Raw genomic sequence first — 26,418 nt, forward strand, 5'->3', positions numbered from 1 at the left:
CGGACCGACGGGAGCGGCCGGGGGCGGCCAGCGCCGCGGCCGGCGGGCAGAGGGCGCCGAGGAGGACGCCGAGGCCGGCGGCGGCGGCACCGGCCATCCAGCCGCGGCGGGTGATCGCCGCGGCTCCGCAGGCATCGGGGGAGGAATGCGGGCTCATTCCGTCTGCTCCTCCCCCGCGGCGCTGGTGCGGTAGCGGCGGACGACCCGCGGCCCGAGGAGCGGGACCGCGCTGGGGCGCAGCCCGGACCGTGCCGCGATGTCCTCCACGGTGATCCGGTGATCGCCCTGCCGCCCGATCAGGACCGCCTCGTCCCCCGGCTGGACGCCCGGAATGTCCGTCACGTCGGCCAGCAGGCTGCTCATGAAGGGACGCCCCAGCACTGGCGCCGGGCGGCCCCGGATCAGCAGGACCCTGCCGGTCAGCCGGTGCAGGTGGTGGCCGTCGGCGAAGCCGAAGGGCAGCACCGCCACCGGCGTGCGCCGGGGAGCGGCGCCGGCGGCGGCGTAATCGGCGACGTCGCCCGGCTCCAGCGCCGTCACGCGGGTGATGCGGGCCTTCAGGCTCATCACCGGGGCGAGGGGGAGGGGCGACTCCCCGTCCACCATGCGGATGCCGAACAGGGCGGCCCCGCAGCGCACCGCCGTGCAGCCGAAGCGCGCCGCCGCCCCGGTCAGCAGGGGCCGGCCGAGCGCCGGGCTGCTGAGCGCGTGGACCAGCGGCGGCAGCAGCCCGGCGGCCCGCGCCGCCTCGACCGCCCCGCCGAACCGCTCCAGCTCCGCCAAGCCGCCGTCCTCATAGGGGCCATAGGCGCCGGACAGGTGGGTGTAGAGTCCCTCCAGCCGCAGCGCCGGCGCGGCGGCGACCGCGGCCAGCAGATCGGTCAGGTCCGCCGGCGGCGCCCCGAAGCCGGCGAAGCCGGTGTTCACCCGGACATGCACGTCGACCGTCCGTCCGGCGCGGTTGGCGGCGATGGCGAGCGCCCGCGCCTCCGCCGCGCTGGTGACGGTGGCGGCCAGCCGGTGCAGGGCGGGCAGCCGGAGCTGGCTGGACAGCGGCGGGTCGATGACCAGGATGGGGGCGGTGACGCCGGCCCGCCGCAGGGTGATGCCCTCGCCCATGTCGGCGACCACCAGCCCGTCGATCCCGAACCGCTGGAGCGCCCGCCCGACCGGTCCGGCCCCGTGGCCGTAGGCGTCCGCCTTCACCACGCCGAAGACGGCCTGACCGGGGGGAAGGCTGCGGCGCAGCCGTTCCAGGTTCCGGCCGAGGGCGTGCAGATCGATGTCCGCCCAGGCGGTGGTGCTGCCCCGCCGGCCCGTCCGCGTTCCCGTCATGCAAGGAACTTCGCGCTGATGTCGGTCGAGGATTCCCTGCCGATCTTGTCGAAGTGCTGATCCAGGAACTCCTCGGCCTTGTGGCGGCCCGTTTCGAACATGTAGGTCAGGAAGTCCCAGTCGGCGTTCAGCTTGCTGGTGACGCCCAGCTTCTCCACCACCTCTTCGGCATCCACGGTGTGGATGTGCATCTTCTTGTGCTTGTCCGGGCTCAGCTCGCCGGAATCGATCAGCTTGGAGACGAAGTCGACGACGCGCAGCTCGCGCATCATGCTGGAGTTGAAGCTGAGGGTGTTGACGCGGTCCATGATCTCGCGGGCGGTGCGCGGCGGCACCGGCACGCGGACCGGGTTGATCTGGACGATCAGGATGTCGCGGCTGTCGCACTGGTCGATCAGCGGGAACAGCGGCGGGTTGCCGGAATAGCCGCCGTCCCAGTAGAAGGCGTTGCCGACCTGCACCGCCTGGAACAGGAAGGGCAGGCAGGCCGAGGCGAGGACCGCGTCCACCGAGATGTCCTTGGGGCCGAACACCTTCAGCCGGCCGGCGCAGACGTCGGTCGCCGCGATGAAGGTCTTGCAGGCCGGCGCCTTGCGCAGCCGCTTGAAGTCCACCACGTCCGACAGCACGTCGCGCAGCGGGTTCATGTTCATCGGGTTCAGCTCGTACGGCGACATCATGCGCGACAGCGCGTCGAACATCTGCCAGAGCGGGGAGAAGTCCATGTTCCCCTTGCTGAACATCTTGTCGAGCGGGGTCGGCTGGAGCGGCCCCTTCTTCGCCTCGTCGGAGATGCGGCGCCAGAATTCGCGCAGCTTGCTCCGCGCCCCTTCGTGGCCGCCGATGGTCAGGCCATAGGCGGTGACGGCGCAGTTCATGGCCCCGGCGCTGGTCCCGACGATGCCGTCGATGGTCAGGCGCCCGTCCTCCAGGATGCGGTCGATCACGCCCCAGGTGAAGGAGCCGTGGGCGCCGCCCCCCTGCAGCGCGAGGTTGATCGGCTTGGCGCCCTTCCGGCTGGCGGGCTGGACGGCGGGGGCGGGCATGGTCTGGTCGGGCATGAATGGCTCCGGTCGGTGGCGTCTCGGGTTGGAGGCCGCCAGGGTTGGGACAGGGTGTGGGACGGGCGTGCGGTGCGGGTCAGAGCGCCGGTTTCATGGCCTTCGGAGGGGCCTTGGGCGGCCGCGTTCTCGTCAGCACGCCGTGCTTGGTGGCGCGCCGCGCCTGGGGGGTGTCGGGCGGCGGCTTCGCCAGCAGGTCGCGGTGATCGGGGACGGCGCTGCGCAGATAGCTGCGGATCTGCTGGATCCACTTGCGCGCCAGCTCTTCGGAGATCGACAGCTCCGCCGCGATGTCCGCATAGGGCTGCTCCTCGATGAAGCGCATGCGGGCGGCCTGGCGCATCCGCTCGTCCCGGATGCCGTCGAGCGATTCCAAAACCTTGACGAGCAGGGCGCGGTCGGCGTTGGTGCGTTCCGGGTCCATGGCGTCCCGTCCGCTGGACAGGTCGGCGATGGAGGCGATCTCGACGAGGGAGCCGACCAGGACGGGATGGCGCTGGTGGGCGCGGTGCCGGTCGATGAAGTGGTTGATGGCGGTGCGCCGCAACCAGGTGCGCGTCTTGATGATGGAGCGCGCGTAGAGGGGAAGGGATTCGGACAGGTTGATGCAGAGGCCGCTCAGGCAGTCGTGAATCTCCTGCCTGTTTCCTTTGCACAACCTTTGATATGTCCAAAACAGGTCGGTGTAATGGCGGCACCAGAAGACCCAGAAGGCGGTCTGGTCCCCCGTCGCGATGCGTTCCAGAAGGCTGGAATCGTCCAGCTGGTGGAGATCCTCCCCGTTGTGGGAGAGGAGCCGCGGCGATCTGGCCATGGACAGGGAAGGCCAGGGGCGTTTCGGTTCCCGCCGACGATCCGACGCCGTTCCGGTGGGGATGTCCCCCAAAGGTTGCGCTCTTTGTTGCATATCACGTCCCTTGCGCGTTTTGCTCAAGGGACGCTCGCCAAGTTCTATGCGTGAACGAACTGGATATACTTTTTTTCGAAATACCTATGTATTTCGTACGATCTTATCTAAAAAAAAGCCTATCCGGCTACAACCGCACTATGTCTTGATAATCAAGCCATGGCTATGCACCCGCAACCGGATGCGTCGATTCTATGGGTTCGCGGCGAAGGATGGCGGTGGGGATAGTAACGCCGTGCGGCACCGGGCCGTTCAGGGCTTCAAGGCTAAAGGTGTATTAACCAAGAGGCGCGAATGCTCGCCCGCCGTCCCGGCAATGTTTCCGGAATTCTATATTTCAGCCGGATGTCTATAATTCAGGAGATCGAAGCCGCTGTGCGCGGGGCCATCCGATGACTTTGTCGGATGGCAGGAGTGGAGGGGCTCGAACCCCCAACCCCCGGTTTTGGAGACCGGTGCTCTACCAATTGAGCTACACTCCTGTCGCCGCTCTGCAGCGGGAAGCCGCTTTTAGGCGATTTCAGAGCGTTGCACCAGGGGAAAATTGCGGCGATCGGGTTTGAAACGCTCTTTTCCCACGGGCATGGCGTGGAGCGGGTCACCGTGAGCGTGGCCGGGTCGGCGTCGGCCTTCCTGCGTGCAACAGGGCAAGAAAATATTTACCAAAGAACGTCATCGTTTGTCGCATAACGCCCGCTTCTGCTCGCCGTTCTGCAGAATTCAGCCGTTTTTGAAAGTATCGGTTTCAATTTTAAAAGATGACGGCGCCGTGGGCACGGTTGGAGCGGGAAGGGCGGCGGTCGGTGGCGGCTTTCGCGTCACGGGACGGCGAAGCCGTGATGCTCCAGGATCGCCTTGCCGGCGGGGGACAGGATGCTCTGGGCGAGCGCTTCCGCCCGCGCGCGGCCCGTGCCGTTCAGGACGGCCAGCCCGTAGTCGGCGCCCACCGCCATCGCCGCCGGCAGGGCGACGATCCTCAACCCCGGAATTTCCAGGGCCGCGAGCCGCGCGTTGGTGCGGTAGGTCAGGAACAGGTCGGCCTTGCGCCGTTCCATCAGCCAGCCGTAGGGGGTGCGGCCCTCCGGCGTCCTCTCGCTGTCCGGCCCGCCGGTGAGCCGCAGCGCCTTCGCGTCAAGGGCCGCGAAGCTGCCGGGGCGCAGCGCCTCGGCCTTGCGGAAGACGTCCCAGGCGTAATCGCCGGCGGGATCGGCCTGCGGTGTCGAGGTGCCGAGCCGAAGGGCCGGGTCGAGCAGGCGGTCGAGCAGCGTGTCCGCCGTGACATCCATCTCCGGCTGGGCGATGACGCACAGTTGGTTGCGCGCGAAGGGCCGGACGGCCGTCGCCCGTCCGGCGTCGGCCAGCGCGCGGGGATGCGCCATGTTGGCGGAGGCGAACAGACCGCCTTCCCCACTCCGCAGCAGCCGGGCCTTCAGCAGGCCGGAGGGGGCGAAGACCGCCGTGACCGGGATGCCGTCCCGCGCTTCGACCATGGCGGCCAGTTCGCCCAGCGCCGCCTTCAGGCTGCCGGCCGCGAACAGGTTCACCGCATCCCCCGGCCGCTCCGCCGTCCTGTCCATGGAACTCCCTGTCCGCGCCGCTTCCGCCCAAACGCCGTCGTCTCCATGCATAGAGCATGGAACGGGGGCGGAAAAGCGCGAGCAACACCGCGTCCCGCCATGACGTCGCCGCGCCGCGTCCGGCGTTCCTTGCCGTCGTTCTCTTTGCCGGAGTTCATCGGTTGGTCCGCACCCTTTCATGGAGGGTTGTGCGCACGGCACCCGCAATCGGCGTGGCATCCCGGCGGCGTTCCAGCACCGCCAATGACAAGGATGTGAATGTTACAAATTCCGACAATCTAGGACTAACACCCTCTCCGAAATCGTATGATAAAAATAGCTACCTCAGATGGAGATCCGATGGGATCTTCGTTAATCAAAGGTTAGCAACGACCCCCGCGCGAAGGTATCGGTCCCATGAATTCGTCCGCCAGAGCCGTCTCCCCCACTATCGTCCTCAAAGAAGAAGTGGGTAAGAGAAAAGCGTCCTGGCGGGCATTTCTCGCGGCGGGAGCTATTGCAGCGGGTTTTGCCGCCCCGGCTCTCGCGCAACAGGTGCCGGCCCAGCTCCCTTCGGGCGCTGAACCCCGTCCGGAGGCGCCGCGCCCGGTGATGCCGCTGCCCTCCGTGCCGGGCGGGGCGGTGACCGTCCCGAAGGCGCCCGCGGCGGAAGCCCCGGCGGGGGCCGAGAACTACCGCCTGACGCTGCGGGATGTCGCCATCGAAGGCGCCACCGCCTACAGCCAGGACAGCCTCAGGTCCGCGTACCAGGACATGCTGGGCCGCGAGGTGTCGGTGGCGGACCTGTTCAAGATCGCCAACGACATCGAGTTCCGCTACCGCAACGACGGCTTCATCACCAGCCGGGTCATCGTCCCGGCCCAGACGATCGAGGACGGCACCTTCCGCCTCCAGGTGGTCGAGGGCTTCGTGTCCGACATCACCTATCCCGACGACATCGGCCCGGCGCTGGCCGCGGTGAAGCGGCTGGTGGAGCCGCTGCGCGGGGTCAAGCCGATCAACGTCGCCGAGGTCGAGCGCCGCCTTCTCCTGGCGAACGACCTTGCCGGCCTGACCGTGCGCGCCAGCCTGGAGCCGGCGCCGGACACGCTCGGCGCCTCGGTGGTGGTGGTGAAGACGGACCGCAAGGCGGCGGACGCCCTGGTGTCGGTCAGCAACCGCAACACGCCCTATCTCGGCACGGCCCAGACGACCGCGACGGTGGCGCTGAATTCCTTCGGGCCGAACGCCGACACGGTGAACCTCAGCGGGCGCGTGTCCTCTCCGGCGTCGCGGGCCTGGTCGGTCGGCGCCGGCTACCAGGCGCTGGTGACCGGCGACGGTTTGACCTTCTCCGCCACCGGCTCCTACTCCAAGTCGCGGCCCGGCCTGACGCTGGACCCGCTGGATGTGGAAAGCTGGGTGGCCGCGGGCGTGGGCACGTTCAGCTACCCGGTGATCCGCTCGCGCCTGGAGAATCTCCGCGCCGTGGGCGAGTTCGAATACCGCGACGTGAACACCGACATCTCCGGCGACCGCTTCAACCGCGACCGTCTGCGCATCCTGCGCGGCGGTTTCAGCTATGACCGGACCGACGGCTGGGACGGCATCACCGCGGTGCGCGGTCTCGTGCACCAGGGTCTGGACATCCTCGACGCGACGAAGCTCGGCTCGGCCTACGCGTCGCGCGAGCGCGGGCGCAGCGACTTCACCAAGCTCACCGCCGACATCACCCGCGTGCAGCAGCTGCCGGCCAACTTCAGCATCCTGGCGACGGCCACCATGCAGGCCGCCGGCACGCCGCTGCTGGCCAGCGAGCAGATCGCGCTGGGCGGCCCGAGCTACGGCCGCGCCTTCGACGAGGGTGAAATCTCCGGCGACAGCGGCTGGGCCGGGTCGCTGGAACTGCGCTACACGCCGGTTCTGCCGGACAACGCCTTCGCGCAGGCCGTCCAGATCTACGGCTTCGTCGATGGCGGCGAGGTGTGGAACCGCTCCAGCCTGGAGCAGAACAGCCGGAATTCGCTGGTCTCCGTGGGCGGCGGTGTGCGCGCCAGCCTCGTGGAGCGGCTGTTCGCGACGCTTGAGATCGACAAGCCGCTGACCCGCCGAGTCGCGACCGAGGGCGACAAGGACATGCGGGTCTTCTTCAACATCACTGCGCAATACTGATAGGGCCGGGGGAAACAGGACATGGGCAAGGGCAACGTCACCACCACTCCCGGCATTACCGAGATTCCCGGCGCGCGCCGCCACCGCCAGACGCTGCGCCAGCGGCTGCTGCTGTCGTCCGCGACGGAGGCGCCCCAGCGCGGCGGCGGCACCCGGCGCCAGCGCCGCGCGGCGAAGGCCAAGGGGGGCATCGACTTCGCGCGGCTGGCCCTGCGCAGCGTGATCGGCGTGGCGCTGTCCACCCTGTTCGCGGGCGCGGCCTACGCCAACCCGCTGGAGGGCACCGTCACCGCGGGCGCGGCGACCATCCAGTCGGCGACCCCGAAGTCGATGGAGATCCTGCAGTCCACCGACAAGGCCATCATCAACTGGAAGTCCTTCAGCATCGACGCCGGTGAGAAGGTCACCTTCCAGCAGCCCTCGGCCTCCAGCGTCACGCTGAACCGGGTCACCGGCAACGACCCGTCCAAGATCATGGGCAGCCTGTCGGCCAACGGCACGGTCATGCTGGTCAACCCCAACGGCGTGGTGATCGGCGCCGGGGCGAAGGTGGACGTCGGCGGGCTGGTGGCGACCACCGCCAACATCTCCGACGCCAACTTCATGGCGGGCAAGTACCAGTTCGACCAAGCCTCCACCAAGCCGAACGCGATGGTGGTGAACGAGGGCGACATCACCGTCAAGGACAGCGGCCTCGCCGCCCTGGTGGCCCCGCACGTCCGCAACTCCGGCGTCATCCGCGCGAAGCTGGGCAAGGTCGCGCTGGGCGGTGCCGAGACCTTCACGCTCGACTTCCACGGCGACGGCCTGATCAGCTTCGACGCCAGCTCCGCCGTCAAGACGGTGGCCAAGGACGCGGACGGCAAGCCGGTCGCGGCGCTGGTCGTCAATTCCGGCGAGATCGCCGCCGAAGGCGGCAGCGTCACCCTGTCGGCGCGCGCCGTGAAGGGCGTGATCGACAACGTCATCAACACCGACGGCGTCATCAAGGCCACCTCGGTCGGCAGCGCCAACGGCAAGATCGTCCTGTCGGGCGGCGACACTGGCAAGGTCAGCATCGGCGGCACCGTCGACGCCAGCGGGCGCGGGGAGGGGCAGACCGGCGGCACCGTCGTCGCCACCGGCGCCGAGATCGCCGTCAAGAAGAACGCCCGCGTCGACGCCTCCGGCAGCAAGGGCGGCGGCGAAGTCGCCATCGGCAGCAAGACGGGCCGCTCCGGCACCTGGTCGGACAAGGTGACGGTGGAGGCGGGCGCCACCCTGTCCGCCGACGCCGTGAAGTCCGGCAAGGGCGGCACCGTGACGGTGTTGTCGCAGAAAAGCACAAAGCACGCTGGTAAAATCTCCGCCCGCGGCGGTGCGGAGGGCGGTGACGGCGGCTTCGCCGAGGTGTCCAGCCACAAGGACATCACGCTGACCGGCAGCGTCGACCTGACCGCGCCCAAGGGAGCGGCCGGGACCTTCCTGCTCGACCCGGAAAGCCTGCGCATCGTCAGCACCGCCGGCGGCAGCCAGGACGGCGCCGCGGCGGACGGCACGATCGGCGTCAACGATCCCAACCTGGGCAGCGGCGACGCCGTGAACACGGTGTCGAAGCAGGTGCTGGAGAGCATCGCCGGCAACGCGAACATCGTGCTGGAGGCGTCGGGCGAGATCAAGGTGGAGACCAGTCTCGACCTCCAGACCACGGCGGGCCACAGCTTCACCCTGCGGTCGCTGACCAGCAGCGGCATCGCCTTCTCCGACGCCAGCTACGAGATCCGCACCAACGGCGGCGACATCGTGCTGGAAGCCAACGGCATGGCCAGCAACCTGACCAGCATCGGGAAGCTGACGACCCGTGGCGGCGCGGTGCGGCTGACGGCCACCAACAACGTCCAGCTCGCCAACCTGATCGACACCACGCCGGTCTCGGGCAGCGCCGGGGCGGTCTCCGTCAGCGCCCAGAGCGGGTCCCTGACGGCGCTGGCCGCGGGCCGGATCGTCGGCGGCCCGATCACCCTGACCGCCGGTGGCGACATCGGCGCCAGCGGCGCGGCGGTGTCGACCAGCAGCAGCCAGCTCGCCCTGGTCACCGGCGGCAGCCTGTTCGTCACCAACGACCGGGTGCTGACCGACCTCTCCGTCATCAGCACGCACCGGACGGCCGGGGCCAACAGCCAGCTCTCCCTGCTGTCCACCGGACTGACCTTCGCCGTGACGGATTCGGTCGGCGGCACCGCGCTTGACATGGTCGGCCAGACCGGCGGCCTGAACAGCCTCGCCTTCACCAGCGACCGCAACATCCAGGTCGGCACGGTCAACGCCGGACCGGGGTCCGTCGCGCTGACCAGCACCGCCGGCAACATCACCGGCCTCGGCTCGAGCCTGCTGACCGGCGGTGCGCTGACGCTGACGGCCAAAGGCTCGTCGGGCAGCAACGGCGCCATCGGCACGTCGTTGCAGGCGCTGAACACCGCCGGCGCCAGCCTGACCGCCACGGCCGGCAGCGGCGGTCTCAACCTGTCGAACACCGGCGCGCTGGCCCTGGCCAGCCTGACCAGCGGCGGCACGACCACCGTCGCCGCCACCGGCAACCTGACGGTCGGCTCGGTGACCAGCGGCAGCACGCTGAACCTGACCAGCGGCGGCAGCATCCTGAACGACGCCGACGCCTCGACCACCATCAGCGCCTACAGCCTGGTCCTGAACGCCGCCGGCAGCATCGGCACCAGCGGCACGGCCCTGACCGCGGGTTCCTACAACATCGACGCCACCTCCGGCGCGGGCGGCGTCTTCCTGGCCACGTCGGGCTCGGCGGTGCTGGGCTCCATCGTCTCGACCAACGGCGACGTCGCGATCACCACCGGCGGCACCACCACCATCGGGACGATCACCAGCGCCAACGGGACCAGCAGCATCGCCGTCACGGCGAACGGCACGGTGTCCGACATCACCGCGACCACGGTCGATGCCGGGGCCAACGGCAACGTCACCCTCACGACCGCCAACGGCAGCATCTCCGCCCTGTCCGGCACGATCACCGGCGACAACGTCACCCTCGCCGCCGGGGGCAACACCTCCACCGTGATGGTGAACACCGCGGCGAAGCGGCTGACGGTCACCAACAGCGGGGGCAACGTCACGGTCTCGCAGACCGGCGCGGTGACCGTTGACAACATCACCTCGTCCGGCTCGTCGGTCTCGCTCACCGTCACCGGCGGCGCCGCCACGCTGGGAACGATCAAGGCCTCGAATTCCGGCGCGATCTCCGTGACGGCGACCGGCGGCGCCATCCTCGGCAAGGACGCCAGCAACCGGCTGTCCGCCGGCGCCATCGCGCTGAGCACGGACGGCGCCATCGGCAGCGCCGCCACCCATCTGCGCACCTCGACGGGGTCGCTGACGCTGACCAACGTCGGCGATCTGTATCTCGACAACAGCGGCGTGATCCTGACCGGCCTGTCGATCACCAACCGCCATGTCGGCGGGGCGAGCAACGCGCTGGAACTCACCTCCGAATACTTCAACTTCTCGGTCAACGACAACGGCACCGCGACCATCCTGGAAGCGGTCGGCAGCCCGAAGCTGTCCACCCTCAGCTTCAACAGCGACATCGACCTGATCGTCGGCGATCTGGCCACGGTGGGGACGGGCGGCACCGTCACGCTGACCTCCACCACCGGCAGCATCCGCGACGACGGCAGCGCGAACACGCGGATCGACGCCGACACCGTGACGCTGAGCGCCGCGGCGGGCAATCTGGGTGACGCCTCCGCTCCGCTGGGGCTCAACGCCACGAAGCTGACTCTGACCACCGGTGGCGATCTGCACGTCACCAACCTGTCCGACATGGCGACGCTGAGCATCGTCAGCACGCATGCGGACACCACGGTGGTGAACAGCTATTCGATCACCGCGCCGAACTTCGCCTTCAGCCTGACCGACAACGCCACCAACGGCTATCTGCTGAGCACGCTGGTGGACACCACCGGCATGATCTTCTCCTTCAAGGGCGACCGCGACATCCGTCTGGGCCGGGTCGATCTGACTTACAAGAAAGGCGTCCTTCCCGACAACGGGACGCCCTCGCCCGGCGAAACCTACAGCATCTTCAACGCCGAGACGACGAACGGCTCCATCCTGGACGACGGGTCGAAGACCACGGTGGTGCTGGCCGGGTCGGTCAACCTGAAGGCCAGCAAGGCGATCGGCAGCGGCACCGGGACCGAGTATCTGGACGTCGTCACCCCGGTCCTGAACGCCCGCGCGTCGGACGGCGGCATCTACGTCACCCTGCCGACCTCGACGGGCGTCGACAACCAGAAGAACCTCATCACGCTGGGCAGCAGCTTCTTCAGCGCCGCCAACAACCCCATCGTGGTGACGGCGACCTGGGGCGACATCGCCTTCGGTTCCAGCTTCTCCTCCAGCGCCAGCAGCAACATCACGGTGACGGCGACCAACGGGTCGATCCTGAACCCGAACAGCGCCTATCTGTCCAGCGGGTCGGGCACGCTGACCCTCACCGCCGGGAAGAACATCGGCTCGTCGGACAAGGCGGTGAACGCCCAGGCCGGTACGGTCGTGGCCAGCGCCGGCGGTTCGATGTGGCTCGGCTTGGGCACCGGCCCGACGAGCCTGGACAGCCTGACGGCCGGCGGCGACATCACCGTCACGAAGTCCAACGGCGTCATGACCGTCGGGTCGGTCAACGCCAACAGCGGCGCCGGAACGGTCACGCTGACGAACACCAGCGGCAGCATCCAGGACGATGCGGACAGCACGACCGTCATTGCCGCCGGCAAGGTGATCCTGAGCGCCAACGGCAGCATCGGCGGCACCAACGCGCTGAACCTGGCGACGGCGAACCTGTCGATCGCGACGGGCGGGTCCATCGGCATCACCAACACGATGGCGCTGACCGACCTCACCCTGACGCGCGGCTCCTACTCCGGCGGCACCATCGGGATCAGCACGGTCAACGGGCAGGTCTTCACCCTGTCGGACAGCGCGTCGCAGTCCACGATCCAGACCGTCACCAGCAACACGGCGCTGAACTTCGCCTTCAATTCCTCGCGCGCGATCAGGGTCGGTACGGTCAACGTCGGAACGGGCGGCAGCGTCGCCATCGTCTCGTCCAACGGCGTCACCAACACCGGCAGCGGCAGCAAGATCACCGCGGGCAAGGTGTCGATGGAGGCGGGGGCCTCCTCCTCCGTCGGTGATTCGACCCTCTACGGCGCCATCAGCCTCGACACCGGCGACCTGTCGGTGACCGCCGGGCGCGACATCTACGTCGACAACAACGGGCGCGCCTTCAACAGCCTGGCGATCACCAGCACGAACGCCACCACGGCCAACGCGACCAAGAGCAACTTCTCCATCGGCAGCACCGGTGCGCAGATCTACACGCTGACCGACAGCGGCACGACGCATACGATCGACATCACAGGTGCGGGCAACAGCAACTTCAGCTTCTCCGGCAAGAAACACATCGTGGTTTCCGAGATCGTCGCCACCGGCGGCTCGGTCAGCCTGACGACGGCGGGCGGCGGGGAGAACTCGACGATCACCATGTCGGGCGGCGGGACCATCGCGGCGTCCTCCGTCACCCTGTCGGCCAACGGCAGCGGCACCAACGGCGGCTCCATCGGCACCAGCACGCGGGCGGTGAAGACCTCCGCCTCGTCGCTGACCGTGGTGAGCAACGGCGACATCTACCTCAACAACAGCAACACCGCGCTGACCGCGCTGGATGTCACCGTCACGCACAAGTCGTCCACCGCCACGGGGACCTACCAGTTCAACGCCCTCGGCTCCAACCGCAGCTTCACGGTGACGGAAGCCAGCGGCATCCAGACGCTGGCCCTGTCCACGCCGAGCAGCGGCGGCAACGCCTATATGAACCTGCGCTACAGCGTGGATCGCGGCATCGTGGCCGGCGCCATGGACGCCGGCACCAACTCCACCGGGTCGGTGGCGCTGATCTCCACCGGGTCGGCCACGGGCGCGTCCGGCGGTCCGTCGATCAACGGGTCGGGCACGATCACGGCGGGCTCGGTCTCCCTGACCGCGACCGGCAGCAACGGCAACATCGGCGGCACCAACCAGGTGCAGACCAGCACACAGAAGCTGTCCATCGCGTCGGGCGGCAACGTGACGGTCAGCAACAACACAACCCTGACCGACCTGACGCTGGACTTCCGGCACAACAAGTCCGGCGGGGGCAGCAACGCCTATTCCATCAGCTCGACCGGCCTGACCGCCAGCTTCAGCGATTCGTCGTTGCAGGAAGGCCTGACGGTGACGAACGTCACCCAGAGCGGGCTGAAGCTGAACATCAGCAACGACAAGGCCATGCGGATCGCCAAGATCGATGTCGGAAGCACCGGCACCGTCGATCTGACCGCCAATTCCGGCACGTCCGCCATCAGCGCCACGAACAGCAGCGGCACGACCGTCACCGCGGGCAGCCTGACGCTGAAGGCGACCAGCGTCGAACACACCACCAGCGGTTCCTACTTCACCACCCAGATCAACACCCTGTCGGCCAACCTGACGGGATCGCTGAAGCTCAGCAACTCCGGCACCCTGACGCTGAACGATGTGAAGGCCGGCTCCTCGGCGGACATCAAGGTGACCAACAGCGGGTCGCTGCTGCAGTCCGGAACCAAGCCGCTGCGCGCGGACAAGGTGATGCTGACGGTCGAGGGGGGCTCCATCGGGGCGTCCGGCACGCCGCTGCTGACGGAGACGCGGATCCTGGAGGTGACCGCCGGGCGCAACGTCCATCTGACGAACAGCGCCGATCTGCACGCCATGAGCCTGGATGTCAGGCACGCCTCCACCGGCGCGCAGAACGTCTACGACATCCGGTCCGAGGGGCTGACCTTCGCGCTGACCGACAGCAACACCGGCAGCCAGTACACCCTCGGCAGCGTCGTGGACGCCAGCGGCCTCGACTTCTCGTTCAAGAGCGACAACAGCGTCGCCCTGGGGACGATCAACGGCGGCCTGTCCCGCAAGGTGTCCATCGAGACCACCGGCACCGGCAAGGACATCCTCAGCAACGGCAACTCGCAGGTGACCGCCGGCACGGTCACCCTCACCGCGACCGGGACCATCGGTCAGGCGGGATCGTCCTCCAGCCACATCGCGACGATGGCCGACACGCTGGCGCTGAGCACGGCGACCGACGCCTTCGTGGACAACGGCCGGGACCTGACCGCGCTGTCGCTGACCAGCTCGCGGACGACCGGCGCCGGCACCTATCAGATCACCGCGCCGCAGCTCGTCTTCACCATGACGGACGACGGCACCACCACGACGCTGACCGAACTGACCGACGCCACCGGTCTCGCCTTCAAGCTGGACACCCAGCACGCGCTGTCCATCGGCACGCTGAACGTGCAGAGCTGGGGCACCGTCGACCTGACCAGCGCGGGGAACATCCTGGGCGCCGCCTCGGCGACGGCGGGCAACCCGGCCAACCGCATCACCGCGGGCACCGCGACCCTGAGCAGCGGTGGTGGCGCCATCGGCTCCTCCAGCAACAAGATCCACCTGTCGTCGTCGTCCGCGACCTTCAACGTCACCGGCGACCTCTACGTCGAGTCCGATACCCGCATCGGCACGCTGAAGATCAAGAGCACCTCGTCGAGCATCACCAACCGCACCTACAGCCTGGCTTCGGTCGACACGGCAGGCGCGGCCATCGCGCTGAGCGGCAGCGAGAGCAGCAGCGCGATGGCGCTCGCCTCGCTGACCGACGGCAGCGGCGTGCGCTTCACCTTCGACAGCCACCGCAAGATGATCGTCGGCGGTCTGGACGTCGGCAAGACCGGCACGATCAAGCTCGTCGCCTCCTCCGGCATCGTCGGGACCGGCGCCCCGAACCTCAAGATCAACGCCGGCATCGCGGAACTGAACGCCTCCTCCGGCTCGGTCGGCGAAACCGGTGGGCAATTCGTCGGCATCACCACCGGCAACCTCACGGTGAACGCCAACAACGGCGCCGTCATCAACCTGCACGGTTCGACGGTCGTCGACGCCATGAACCTGGGCGGCGCGCTGACCCTGAACAACTCCACCGGTGACATCGCGCTCGGCTCGATCTCGATGAACGGTGCCAACGCGGTCATCAACAACCAGGGCGGCTCGATCCTCAGCGGCACGATCAGCGGCAGCAATCTGGTGAACCTGACGGCGACCGGCTCCATCGGCAACGTCAGCGCCATCTCGATGCAGGCCAGCTCCACCAGCACCACGCTGACCGCCAGCGCCGCCGGCAGTATCACGGTGTCGGAGGGCAAGAGCCTGATCGCCCAGTCCGTGGTCAGCACCGGCGGCGGCGCCATCACGCTGAGCACCGGCTCGAGCGGGACCAGCCTCCTGACGGTCGGCACCATCACCACGACCGGAAAGGTGTCGCTGACCAGCAGCGACGGCAACATCCGCGCCAACAGCGGCAATCTGGTGAGCGGCAGCAGCGTCGAGCTGTCCGCGGTCAAGGGCGGCATCGCCGACACGGGCTCCACGCTCAACGTCGCGACGACCGATCTGACGATCAAAACGCCCGGCACCTTCACCGTCGCCGACACGCTCGATCTCGCCAAGCTGACCATCGACCGCACGCCGTCCACCGGAACCACCACCTCCGGCACGATGAGCCTGACGGCCACCAACCTGAGCTGGAACGTCACGGACAGCGGCGGCGTCACCACCTTCACCACGCTGACCGACAGCACCGGCCTGGACTTCACCTTCAAGGCGCCGGGGGCCATCGCCATCGGCACGGTGAACACGGGCGCCTCCAGCACGGTCAGCCTGACCGCCACGGGCAACAGCGCGACCGCCGGCAACATCACGGCGGTGAACAACAGCTCCATTATCACCGCCGGCTCCCTGAAGCTCGACGCGCAGAAGAAGACCAACGAGCAGAGCAACAGCAGCACCATCGGCAGCGCCGCCACGGCGCTGGGCATGAACGTGTCCAGCCTGACCGCCAGCAGCGGCACGGGCGGCCTGTTCGTGAAGAACGCGGCGGGGCTGAATCTCAGCTCCATCACCACGGGCGGCGCCCTGACGGTGATCGCGGCGACCGGCGACCTGACCGTCTCCAACCTCTCCTACGACAGCAGCAAGGCGCTGACCCTGACGGCGACGGCCGGCCGCATCCTCAATGGCGGCTCCAGCCTGAGCCTCGGCAGCGGCAGCGCCACGCTGACGGCGGGGGCCGGCATCGGAACGGCGGACTCGGCGTTCAAGGTTTCGACGTCCAGCACCGGGGCGCTGACCACCAACGTCACGGGCGCGGGCGGCGTCTATCTCAACATCGCCGGATCGCTGTCCGGCGGGCTGACGGCCGCGGTCCAGAATGGCCCGGTGGTGGTGTCGGCCAGCGGCAACATCACGCTGACCAACGTCGCCATCGCCACGGACGCGGCGGGCAACAGCATCACCGTGACCTCGACCGGTGGTTCCATCACCGCCGGGACGGTGACGGCGGGCGCCAACAACGGCTCGGTCACGCTGAGCGCCACCGGCAACGGCGGCAAAATCCTGGCCGCCAACGGCGGCTCCACGGTCACCGGCAAGACCGTCGCGCTGAACGGCGCCGGCGGCATCGGCACCTCCTCCGCCCGCGTCGGCGTGGGCGGCGCCCAGGTGCAGGTGAACGGCGGGTCGGGCGACATCTATCTGGGCACCACCGGCGCCACCGCGCTGGCCTACGCCGCGACGACCGGCGGCAAGATCGACGTGCAGGCCGGCGACCGCCTCCAGGTGGTCAACGCCAGCACCGGCGGCGGGGCGATCTCCATCTCCTCCACCGCCGTGGACGCCGACATCATCGCCGGCGGCATCAACGCCGGCACCGGGGCGGTCACCCTCAGCTCCACCGGTGGCGGCGTCTATGACGACGGCCTGGCCGAGACGCGGATCGTCGGCGGCTCGGTGGCGCTCACCGGCGGCAAGGGAATCGGCACCTCCAGCCGGTCGGTCCAGACCACCACCGGCAGCCTGACCCTGGCGAGCGCCAACGGCAGCGTCTACGTGACCGACGACACCGCCGCCGGCGTGACCGTCGCCTCGGCCACCGCCTCCAGCGGCTCGGTCACCATCGCGTCGGCCGGGACGATGACGGTCCAGTCGGTGTCGGCCAACACCACCAGCGGCGCGGTCGCCCTGACCGCCGCCGGGTCCATCCTGGGCAGCGGCAACGGCACCCACGTGACCGGCCATTCGGCCAGCCTGACCGCCACCGGCGGCAGCATCGGCGCGGTGACCGACGCCGCCACCGGCGCCGGCACGCCGATCAAGATGAACGTGGCCAGCCTGACCGGCCTGACGGCCAACGGCGCCACGCCGGTCATCTCGGTCGACAACGTCAACAGCGCCGCGCTGACGCTGGGCAACAACCTCGTCACCCTGGGGGCGGGCGGGTCCGCCTACATCCGCACGGCGGGCAACCTGGACGCCAGCGCCGGCCTGTCGATGACCAGCGGCAACCTGCTGCTGCAGTCCGGCGGGGTGCTGACGCTGCCGACCGCGGCGATCAACCTCGGCACGGGCGCGCTGACCCTGAAGGGCGCCACCGACGTGGTGGCCGCGGGGGCCTCGCCGCGGTCGCTGTCGATCACCGCGGGCTCGCTGACCTTCGCCAGCGGCTCCAACGGCGGCAACACCACCCTCAACACCACGGTCGGCACCATCGACGCCAGCCTGACCGGCTCCGGCAAGAACCTGACCGTCAACAACACCGGCACCCTGACGGCGGCGACCCTCAGCGCCAACGGCACCGTCACCGCCACCAGCAGCACCGGCATGACGGCGACCTCGGTGACCGGCGCCGGCACGGTCAGCCTGACCGCGACGACGGGCGACCTGACGGTCGGCACGGTCAGCGCAGGGCCGAGCGGCACCATCAACCTGTCGGCGGCGGGCGGCAGCCTGCTCACCGGCAACGGCACCAGCCTGACCGGCGGCACGCTGAACCTGACCTCCAACAGCGGGATCGGGACCAGCACCGCCGCCTTCACCAGCACCATCGCCAACATCTCGGCGATGGTGACCGGGACGGGCGGAATCTATCTGGCCGGCACCAGCTTCAACCTGGGCAATCTCGCAACCACCAACGGCGACATCGCGGTCACCGCCAGCGGCGCCATCACCGACACCAACGCCACCACCGGAATCAACGCCGGTGGCAGCGGCACCATCTCCCTGGTTTCCACGGGCGGCGCGGTCAGCCTGACCAAGGCGGTGACCAGCACCGGTCCGGACGACACCCGGGCGAGCGTGACGGTGCAGGGCACCAGCATCACCCTGGGCACCGTCACCAGCACGGGCGCGCAGACCTACACCGGCAACACCACGCTGGGCGGCGCGCTGTCCGGCAAGTCGGTGACCGTCACCGGGAACCTGGCCCTGTCGGGCGGCAACCGCACGGTGACCGCGACCGGCGGCGACCTGTCGGTGACCGGCACGCTGACCGGCGGCGGCTACGGGGCGACCCTGAACGCGGCGCAGGGCGGCGTGACGCTGGGCGGAGCGGCCAGCAACCTTGCCTCCCTGTCGGCCACCGCCGGGACCATCGGCCTGCGCGCCGTGACGACCACGGGGGCGCAGACCTACACCGGCGCGACCAGCCTCCAGGGCGCCTACAACACCGGAAACGGCGCCTTCACGGTGACCGGCGCGACGACGCTGGCGGGCGGCACCACGGTGAACTCGGGCAGCGGGAACGTGCTGTTCAGCGGCACGGTGAACGGGGCCAACTCCCTCGTGATCACCAGCAGCGGCGCCACCCAGTTCTCCGGCACGGTGGGCGGCACGACGGCGCTGACGACCCTGACCATCGACGCCGGCGGCACCAGCAGCCTGAAGTCGGTGACGACCACCGGCGCCCAGACCTACAGCGGCACGGTGACGTTCGACGGCACCTACACCACCGGTGCGGTCTTCGCGGCCATCGGCGCGGTGACGCTGGCCGGCAACACGACGGTGGACGGCACGTCGAGCGTCGTGTTCATGAACACGGTGGATGGCGCCTATGCCCTGGCGGTCAACAACCAGGGCATGGCGCAGTTCAACGGCGCGGTGGGCGGCACGACGGCGCTCGCCAGCCTGACCACCAACGCCGGCGGCACCAGCAGCGTGAAATCGGTGACGACCACCGGCGCGCAGACCTACAACGACGCGGTGACGCTGGACGGCACCTACAGCACCGGCAGCGGCGCCTTCACCGCCAACGCGGCGACCACGCTGGCCGGGGCGACGACGGTGAACGGCGGGGCGGTTCTGTTCGCCGGTACGGTGGACGGCGCCCAGGCCCTGGTCATCAACAGCAAGGCCGCCACCCAGTTCAACGCGGCGGTGGGCGGCACGACGGCTCTGGCGAGCCTGACCACCGATGCCGGCGGGACGAGCAGCCTGCGCGACGTCACGACGACGGGTGCCCAGACCTACAACGATGCGGTGACGCTGAACGGCACCTACACCAGCGGCGGTGCCTTCACCGCCAGCGGCGCGGCGACGCTGGCCGGCGACACCACGGTGAACGGCGGGTCGGCGGTTCTGTTCGCCGGCACGGTCGACGGCGCCCACGCCCTGGCGGTCAACAACAAGAGCACGACGACCTTCAGCGGCGCGGTGGGCGGCACGACGGCTCTGGCGAGCCTGACCACCGATGCCGCCGGCACCAGCAGCCTGAAGTCGGTCACGACGACGGGGGCGCAGACCTACAACGACGCGGTGACGCTGGACGGCACCTACACCGGCGGCACGGTCACCACCAACGCGGCGGCGACGCTGGGCGGGGCGACGACGGTGAACGCCGGGACGGCTACCTTCAACGGCACGGTGAACGGCGCCCAGGCGCTGACCATCGCCGGGACGGGGACGGCGCAGTTCAACGCGGCGGTGGGCGGCACGACGGCTCTGGCCAGCCTGACCACCAACGCGGGCGCCACGGTCAGCCTGCTGAACGTCACCACCACCGGCGCCCAGACCCACGGCGCCGCCACGACCCTGAACGGCATCTACGCCACCAGCACCGGCGCCTTCACCGCCAACGGCGCGGTGACGCTGGCCGGTGACACCACGGTGAATGGCGGGTCGACGGTTCTGTTCGCCGGTACGGTGGACGGCGCCTACGCCCTGGCGGTCAACAACAAGGGCGCGACGCAGTTCACCGGCACGGTGGGCGGCACGACGGCCCTGGCGAGCCTGACCACCGACGCCGGGGGCACCAGCAGCCTGCGCAACGTCACCACCACGGGGGCGCAGACCTACAACGACGCGGTGACGCTGAACGGCACCTACACGACCAGCACCGGCGCCTTCACCGCCAACGGTGCGGCGACACTGGCTGGCGATACGACGGTGAACGGCGGGTCGGCGGTTCTGTTCGCCGGCACGGCGGACGGTGCCCAGGCCCTGGTCATCAACAGCAAGGGCGCGACGCAGTTCACCGGCACGGTGGGCGGCACGACGGCCCTGGCGAGCCTGACCACCGACGCCGCAGGCACCAGCAGCCTGCGCAACGTCACCACCACGGGTGCCCAGACCTACAACGACGCGGTGACGCTGAACGGCACCTACGCCACCAGCACCGGCGCCTTCACCGCCAACGGTGCGGCGACGCTGGCCGGCGACACCACGGTCAACGGCGGGTCGGCGGTTCTGTTCGCCGGCACGGTGGACGGCGCCCAGGCCCTGGTCATCAACAACAAGGGCACGACGCAGTTCACCGGCACGGTGGGCGGCACGACCGCCCTGGCGAGCCTGACCACCAACGTCGGCGGCACCAGCAGCCTGCGCAACGTCACCACCACGGGGGCGCAGACCTACAACGACGCGGTCACCCTGAACGGCACCTACACGACCACCACCGGCGCCTTCACCGCCAACGGTGCGGCGACGCTGGCTGGCGACACCACGGTCAACGGTGGGTCGAGCGTGCTGTTCGCCGGCACGGTGGACGGCGCTCAGGCCCTGGTCATCAACAGCAAGGCGGCGACGCAGTTCACCGGCACGGTGGGTGGCGCGACGGCCCTGTCCAGCCTGACCACCGACGCCGCAGGCACCAGCAGCCTGCACAACGTCACCACCACGGGTGCCCAGACCTACAACGACGCGGTGACGCTGAACGGCATCTACACGACCACCACCGGCGCCTTCACCGCTAACGGTGCGGCGACGCTCGGTGGCAACACCACGGTGAACGGCGGGTCGGCGGTTCTGTTCGCCGGCACGGTGGACGGTGCCCAGGCCCTGGTCATCAACAGCAAGGGCGCGACGCAGTTCACCGGCACGGTGGGCGGCACGACGGCCCTGGCGAGCCTGACCACCGACGCCGGCGGCACCAGCAGCCTGAAGTCGGTGACGACGACGGGGGCGCAGACCTACAACGACGCGGTCACCCTGGACGGCACCTACACCGGCGGCACGGTCACCACCAACGCGGCGGCGACGCTGGGCGGGGCGACGACGGTGAACGCCGGGACGGCCACCTTCAACGGCACGGTGAACGGCGCCCAGGCGCTGACCATCGCCGGGACGGGGACGACGCAGTTCAACGCGGCGGTGGGCGACACGACGGCTCTGGCCAGCCTGACCACCAACGCGGGTGCCACGGTCAGCCTGCTGAACGTCACCACCACCGGCGCCCAGACCCACGGCGCCGCCACGACGCTGAACGGCACCTACGCCACCAGCACCGGAGCCTTCACCGCCAACGGCGCGGTGACGCTGGCCGGTGACACCACGGTGAACGGCGGGTCGAGCGTGCTGTTCGCCGGGACGGTGGACGGCGCCCACGCCCTGGTCATCAACAGCGAGGCGGCGACGCAGTTCACCGGCACGGTGGGCGGCACGACGGCCCTGGCGAGCCTGACCACCGACGCCGCGGGCACCAGCAGCCTGCGCAACGTCACCACCACGGGCGCCCAGACCTACAACGACGCGGTGACGCTGAACGGCACCTACGCCACCACCACCGGCGCCTTCACCGCCAACGGTGCGGCGACGCTGGGCGGCGACACCACGGTGAACGGCGGGTCGGCGGTTCTGTTCGCTGGCACGGTGGATGGCGCCCAGGCCCTGATCATCAACAGCAAGGGCGCGACGCAGTTCACCGGCACGGTGGGTGGCACGACGGCTCTGGCGAGCCTGACCACCAACGTCGGCGGCACCAGCAGCCTGCGCAACGTCACCACCACGGGTGCCCAGACCTACAACGACGCGGTGACGCTGAACGGCACCTATGCGACCAGCACCGGCGCCTTCACCGCCAACGGTGCGGCGACGCTCGGTGGCAACACCACGGTCAACGGCGGGTCGACGGTTCTGTTTGCCGGTACGGTGGACGGCGCCCACGCCTTGGCGGTCAACAACAAGGGCACGACGCAGTTCACCGGCACGGTGGGCGGCACGACGGCCCTGGCGAGCCTGACCACCGACGCCGGCGGCACCAGCAGCCTGAAGTCGGTGACGACGACGGGGGCGCAGACCTACAACGACGCGGTCACCCTGGACGGCACCTACACCGGCGGCACGGTCACCACCAACGCGGCGGCGACGCTGGGCGGGGCGACGACGGTGAACGCCGGGACGGCGACCTTCAACGGGACGGTGAACGGCGCCCAGGCGCTGACCATCGCCGGGACGGGGACGACGCAGTTCAACGCGGCGGTGGGCGGCACGACGGCGCTCGCCAGCCTGACCACCAACGCGGGCGCCACGGTCAGCCTGCTGAACGTCACCACCACCGGCGCCCAGACCCACGGCGCCGCCACGACGCTGAACGGCGCCTACAGCTCGGCCGACAGCGCGATCACCTTCAACGGTGCGACGACGCTGGCCGGGACCACGGCGGTGGATGCCGGTTACGGCACGATCACCTTCAACGGGACGGTGAACGGCGCCCAGGCGCTGACGGCGACCTCGACCGGGGCGATGGTGTTCAACGCGGCGGTGGGCGGCACGGCGGCGCTGGCCAGCCTGACCACCGGCACGGGCTACACCAGCCTCGTCGACGTGACCACCACGGGCGCCCAGAGCTACGGCGGGGAAACCAGCCTGATGGGCACCTACACCACCGGCAACGGCGCCTTCACCGTCGCCGGCCCGGTGACGCTGGCGGGGGCCGCCACGGTCGACGCCGGCAGCGGTGCTGTGACCTTCAACGGCACGGTGAACGGCGCCCAGGCGCTGGCCATCAACGGCAGCGGCGTCACGCAGTTCAACGCGGCGGTCGGCAACACGACGGCGCTCGCCAGCCTGACCACCGACGCCGACGGCACCACCAGCCTGAAGTCGGTGACGACCAGCGGTGCCCAGACCTACAACGACGCCACGACGCTGAACGGCGCCTACAGCTCGGCCGACAGCGCGATCACCTTCAACGGTACGACGACGCTGGCCGGGACCACGGCGGTGGATGCCGGTTACGGCACGATCACCTTCAACGGGACGGTGAACGGCGCCCAGGCGCTGACGGCGACCTCGACCGGGGCGATGGTGTTCAACGCGGCGGTGGGCGGCACGGCGGCGCTGGCCAGCCTGACCACCGGCACGGGCTACACCAGCCTCGTCGACGTGACCACCACGGGCGCCCAGAGCTACGGCGGGGAAACCAGCCTGATGGGCACCTACACCACCGGCAACGGCGCCTTCACCGTCGCCGGCCCGGTGACGCTGGCGGGGGCCGCCACGGTCGACGCCGGCAGCGGTGCTGTGACCTTCAACGGCACGGTGAACGGCGCCCAGGCGCTGGCCATCAACGGCAGCGGCGTCACGCAGTTCAACGCGGCGGTCGGCAACACGACGGCGCTCGCCAGCCTGACCACCGACGCCGACGGTACCACCAGCCTGAAGTCGGTGACGACCAGCGGTGCCCAGACCTACAACGACGCGGTGACCCTGGACGGCGCCTATCAGGCCGGCACGGTCTTCACGGCGGCGCAGGCGGTGACGCTGGGCGGCGACAGCCGGATCACCGGCACCGGCGGGATCGTTCTCGCCTCGACCCTCGACGGCGGGCGGGCGCTGACGCTGACCAGCGGCGGCGGCGACATCCTGCTCGGCGGCGCGGTCGGCGGCACCAGCCGTCTGGGGGCGCTGACGGTCAACGGCGGCGGCACCACCACCGTCGCCGGCGCGGTCAAGGCGGCCTCGCTGGCCACCGACGCCACCGGGATCACCATCCTGAACGGCGGCAGCGTGGACACCACCGGGGCGCAGAGCTACGCCGACGCGGTGACGCTGGGGGCCGATACGGTCCTGACCGGCACCCAGGTGTCGCTGTCCGGCGGCATCGACGCGGCAACGGCGGGCCGTCAGGGCCTGACCATCGCCGGCAACGCGGCGCTCACCGGCACCCTCGGCACCCGGCAGGCGCTGGCCGCGCTGACGGTCGGCGGCGAGACGCTGCTGACCGGCGCCACGGTGGTCACCAGCGGGGCGCAGACCTACGGCGGCGCGGTCCGTCTGGCCGGCACCGCATCGACCCTGACCGGCAGCGGCGTCACCTTTGCCGGGACGCTGGACGGCGGGCAGGCCCTGACCGTCAACAGCGGCACCGCCGACGCCGTCTTCGCCGGCGTGGTCGGCGGGACGGAGCGGCTGGGCGCCCTGACGGTGAACAGCGCCGGCCAGACCCGCTTCGCCCAGTCGGTCCGCGCCGCCTCGGTCGTCACCGACGCGGCGGGCACGCTGGCCCTGAACGGCGGCTCCGTCGACACCACCGGGACCCAGACCTACGGCGAACGCGCCGTGCTGGGGACCGACACCCGCCTGACCGGCAGCACCGTCGTGCTGGCGGGCGGGCTGGATGCCGCCACCCGCGGCGGGCAGGGACTGACCATCGCCGGCAACGCCGTCGTCAACGGCGCCGTCGGCGGCACCCAGGCGCTGAGCCGCCTGTCGGTGACCGGCACCGCCGCCCTCAACGGCGGCGCGGTGACCACCGTGGCGGAGCAGAGCTACGACGGCGCGGTGACGCTGGGGACCGACACCCTCCTGACCGGCGGGACCGTCTCCCTGCGGAACGGCGGCAACGCCGCCAACGCCGGGGTGCAGGGGCTGACGGTCGACGGCGACGCCGTCCTGGCCGGGGTCTTCGGCGAAACCGGAGCCCTGCGGCAGACCGCCGTCAGCGGCGCCACCCGCCTGGACGGCGCGGCCGTCACCACCAGCGGGGCGCAACGCTTCGGCGGTGCCCTGACGGTGGCCGGCGCCAGCGCGCTGACCAGCACCGGCGGCGACCTCGTGTTCGGCGGGGCCGTCGACAGCGCCAACCGTTCCGCGCTGGCGCTGAACGGCGCGTCCATCCGGGCTTCGGGCGACATCGGCGCGTCGGGCCTGATGGGCGACGTCACGGTCCGGGCCTCGGGCGGCGTCTTCTACGACGGCGCGGTGACCGTCGGCTCGCTGACCCAGACGGCCGGGGGCGAGAGCCGCTTCGCCAAGGCGCTGACCGCGACCGGGACGGACGGCCTCCGCCTGACCGGCGCCGGCTTCACCTTCGGCGCGGCGGTGAACAGCGCGGGCTCGCTGGCCGTCGTCACGACCGACGGGGCCGGCACGGTGACCTTCGGTCGCGATGCCACGGTTGTCACGGAGGGGGGCTTTACCCAATCCGGTGGATCGGGCATTGTTCTGCCGGCCAGCATCACGGCCAAGACCGGTCCGATCACGCTGGGTGCCGTGGCGTCCCTGCCGGACGGCCAGGCGTCCATCGCGGCGGGCGGCCCCATCACCATGGCGGGGCTCCAGGGCAAGGCCACCATGCTGACCATGGCGTCCGACGGCGGGGCGCTGCTCATCGGACAGGAGACCGGGACCGCCTTGCAGAAGATCGACGTGCTGAGCCTGAGCGTCCCCAAGGCCGGTTCCGCCCGGATGTTCGGCACCGTGGCCGGCAAGACGGACGCGTTGGCCGCCAGCGCGATCGACAGCCCGCTGCGGGCCGCCCCGTACTTCATCAACAACACCCCCTGGGGTCCGACGCAGCAGGTCAGCCGGGTCGCCGCCACCGTCGTGGTGGTGGTCCCGGTTCCCAGCACCCCCGGCGTCGCCAGCCTGTTCACCGGCACGGTGACCCGCGCCGGCCTCACGCCGAACGCCCTGAGCGCCTACGCCGCGCCGCAGGTTCTGACCCTGGCCGGCACGACCCCGTCGCTGACCGGCGCCGGGGCTCAGCCGGAGGTTCTGTCCACCGGTTCGGGAATGGGCGGGCCGGACACTGGCGGTTCGGCCGGCGCCGGAACCACCCCGGGCACCACCCGCGCCGGCGCGCAGCCCGAGGTCCTGACCACCGGTCCCGCGGCGTCGGCCAACGGCAACCAGCAGACGGAGGAGGAGGAGGCGCGCTGAGGCGCGCCTTCTCCCCGCGGCAGACTTT

At 70.0% G+C, this 26,418-nt stretch carries 6 protein-coding genes and 1 tRNA gene; 2 read left to right on the forward strand and 5 right to left on the reverse strand.

Annotated elements, in window-relative coordinates; translation table 11 throughout:
* Positions 1-153: 153 nt before the first annotated feature.
* The 5 genes from alr to TSH58p_RS02570 form a co-directional block, all read right to left on the reverse strand.
* Positions 154-1,335 carry an alanine racemase gene (gene alr, locus TSH58p_RS02550; protein WP_109068700.1) on the reverse strand — a complete coding sequence of 394 codons (1,182 nt, stop codon included), beginning with the start codon at positions 1,333-1,335 and terminating at the stop codon, positions 154-156.
* Positions 1,332-2,396: a patatin-like phospholipase family protein gene (locus tag TSH58p_RS02555; RefSeq protein ID WP_109068699.1), complete on the reverse strand. Its 1,065-nt coding sequence runs from the start codon at positions 2,394-2,396 to the stop codon at positions 1,332-1,334. Before TSH58p_RS02555 ends, alr begins: the two co-directional genes overlap by 4 nt.
* Positions 2,397-2,475: 79 nt before the next feature.
* A complete protein-coding gene (locus TSH58p_RS02560) occupies positions 2,476-3,210 on the reverse strand; it encodes an RNA polymerase sigma factor (protein WP_109068698.1) in 735 nt (244 codons plus the stop codon).
* A 499-nt stretch (positions 3,211-3,709) separates the two neighbouring features.
* Positions 3,710-3,785: transfer RNA gene (locus tag TSH58p_RS02565), tRNA-Trp, on the reverse strand.
* Positions 3,786-4,121: 336 nt separating this feature from the next.
* On the reverse strand, positions 4,122-4,880 hold the full coding sequence (locus TSH58p_RS02570; RefSeq protein WP_158282570.1) for a molybdate ABC transporter substrate-binding protein: 759 nt from the start codon (positions 4,878-4,880) through the stop codon (positions 4,122-4,124).
* Positions 4,881-5,471: 591 nt separating this feature from the next.
* On the opposite strand from TSH58p_RS02570, the gene TSH58p_RS02575 reads away from it, so the two are divergent.
* Both TSH58p_RS02575 and TSH58p_RS02580 read left to right on the forward strand, forming a co-directional pair.
* The gene (locus TSH58p_RS02575; protein ID WP_247873881.1) at positions 5,472-7,031 is read left to right on the forward strand and encodes a ShlB/FhaC/HecB family hemolysin secretion/activation protein; all 1,560 of its coding nucleotides are present in this window, start codon (positions 5,472-5,474) and stop codon (positions 7,029-7,031) included.
* A gap of 21 nt (positions 7,032-7,052) precedes the next feature.
* Positions 7,053-26,390 carry a filamentous hemagglutinin N-terminal domain-containing protein gene (locus tag TSH58p_RS02580; protein WP_109469063.1) on the forward strand — a complete coding sequence of 6,446 codons (19,338 nt, stop codon included), beginning with the start codon at positions 7,053-7,055 and terminating at the stop codon, positions 26,388-26,390.
* Positions 26,391-26,418 lie beyond the last annotated feature (28 nt).

The sequence above is a fragment of the Azospirillum sp. TSH58 genome, from assembly GCF_003119115.1.
Classification (GTDB): domain Bacteria; phylum Pseudomonadota; class Alphaproteobacteria; order Azospirillales; family Azospirillaceae; genus Azospirillum.

Coding starts and splice junctions, on each gene's coding strand:
- alr (WP_109068700.1), bottom strand. CDS start 1,335: ATGACGGGAACGCGGACGGGCCGGCGGGGCAGCACCACCGCCTGGGCG.
- TSH58p_RS02555 (WP_109068699.1), bottom strand. CDS start 2,396: ATGCCCGACCAGACCATGCCCGCCCCCGCCGTCCAGCCCGCCAGCCGG.
- TSH58p_RS02560 (WP_109068698.1), bottom strand. CDS start 3,210: ATGGCCAGATCGCCGCGGCTCCTCTCCCACAACGGGGAGGATCTCCAC.
- TSH58p_RS02570 (WP_158282570.1), bottom strand. CDS start 4,880: ATGGACAGGACGGCGGAGCGGCCGGGGGATGCGGTGAACCTGTTCGCG.
- TSH58p_RS02575 (WP_247873881.1), top strand. CDS start 5,472: ATGCCGCTGCCCTCCGTGCCGGGCGGGGCGGTGACCGTCCCGAAGGCG.
- TSH58p_RS02580 (WP_109469063.1), top strand. CDS start 7,053: ATGGGCAAGGGCAACGTCACCACCACTCCCGGCATTACCGAGATTCCC.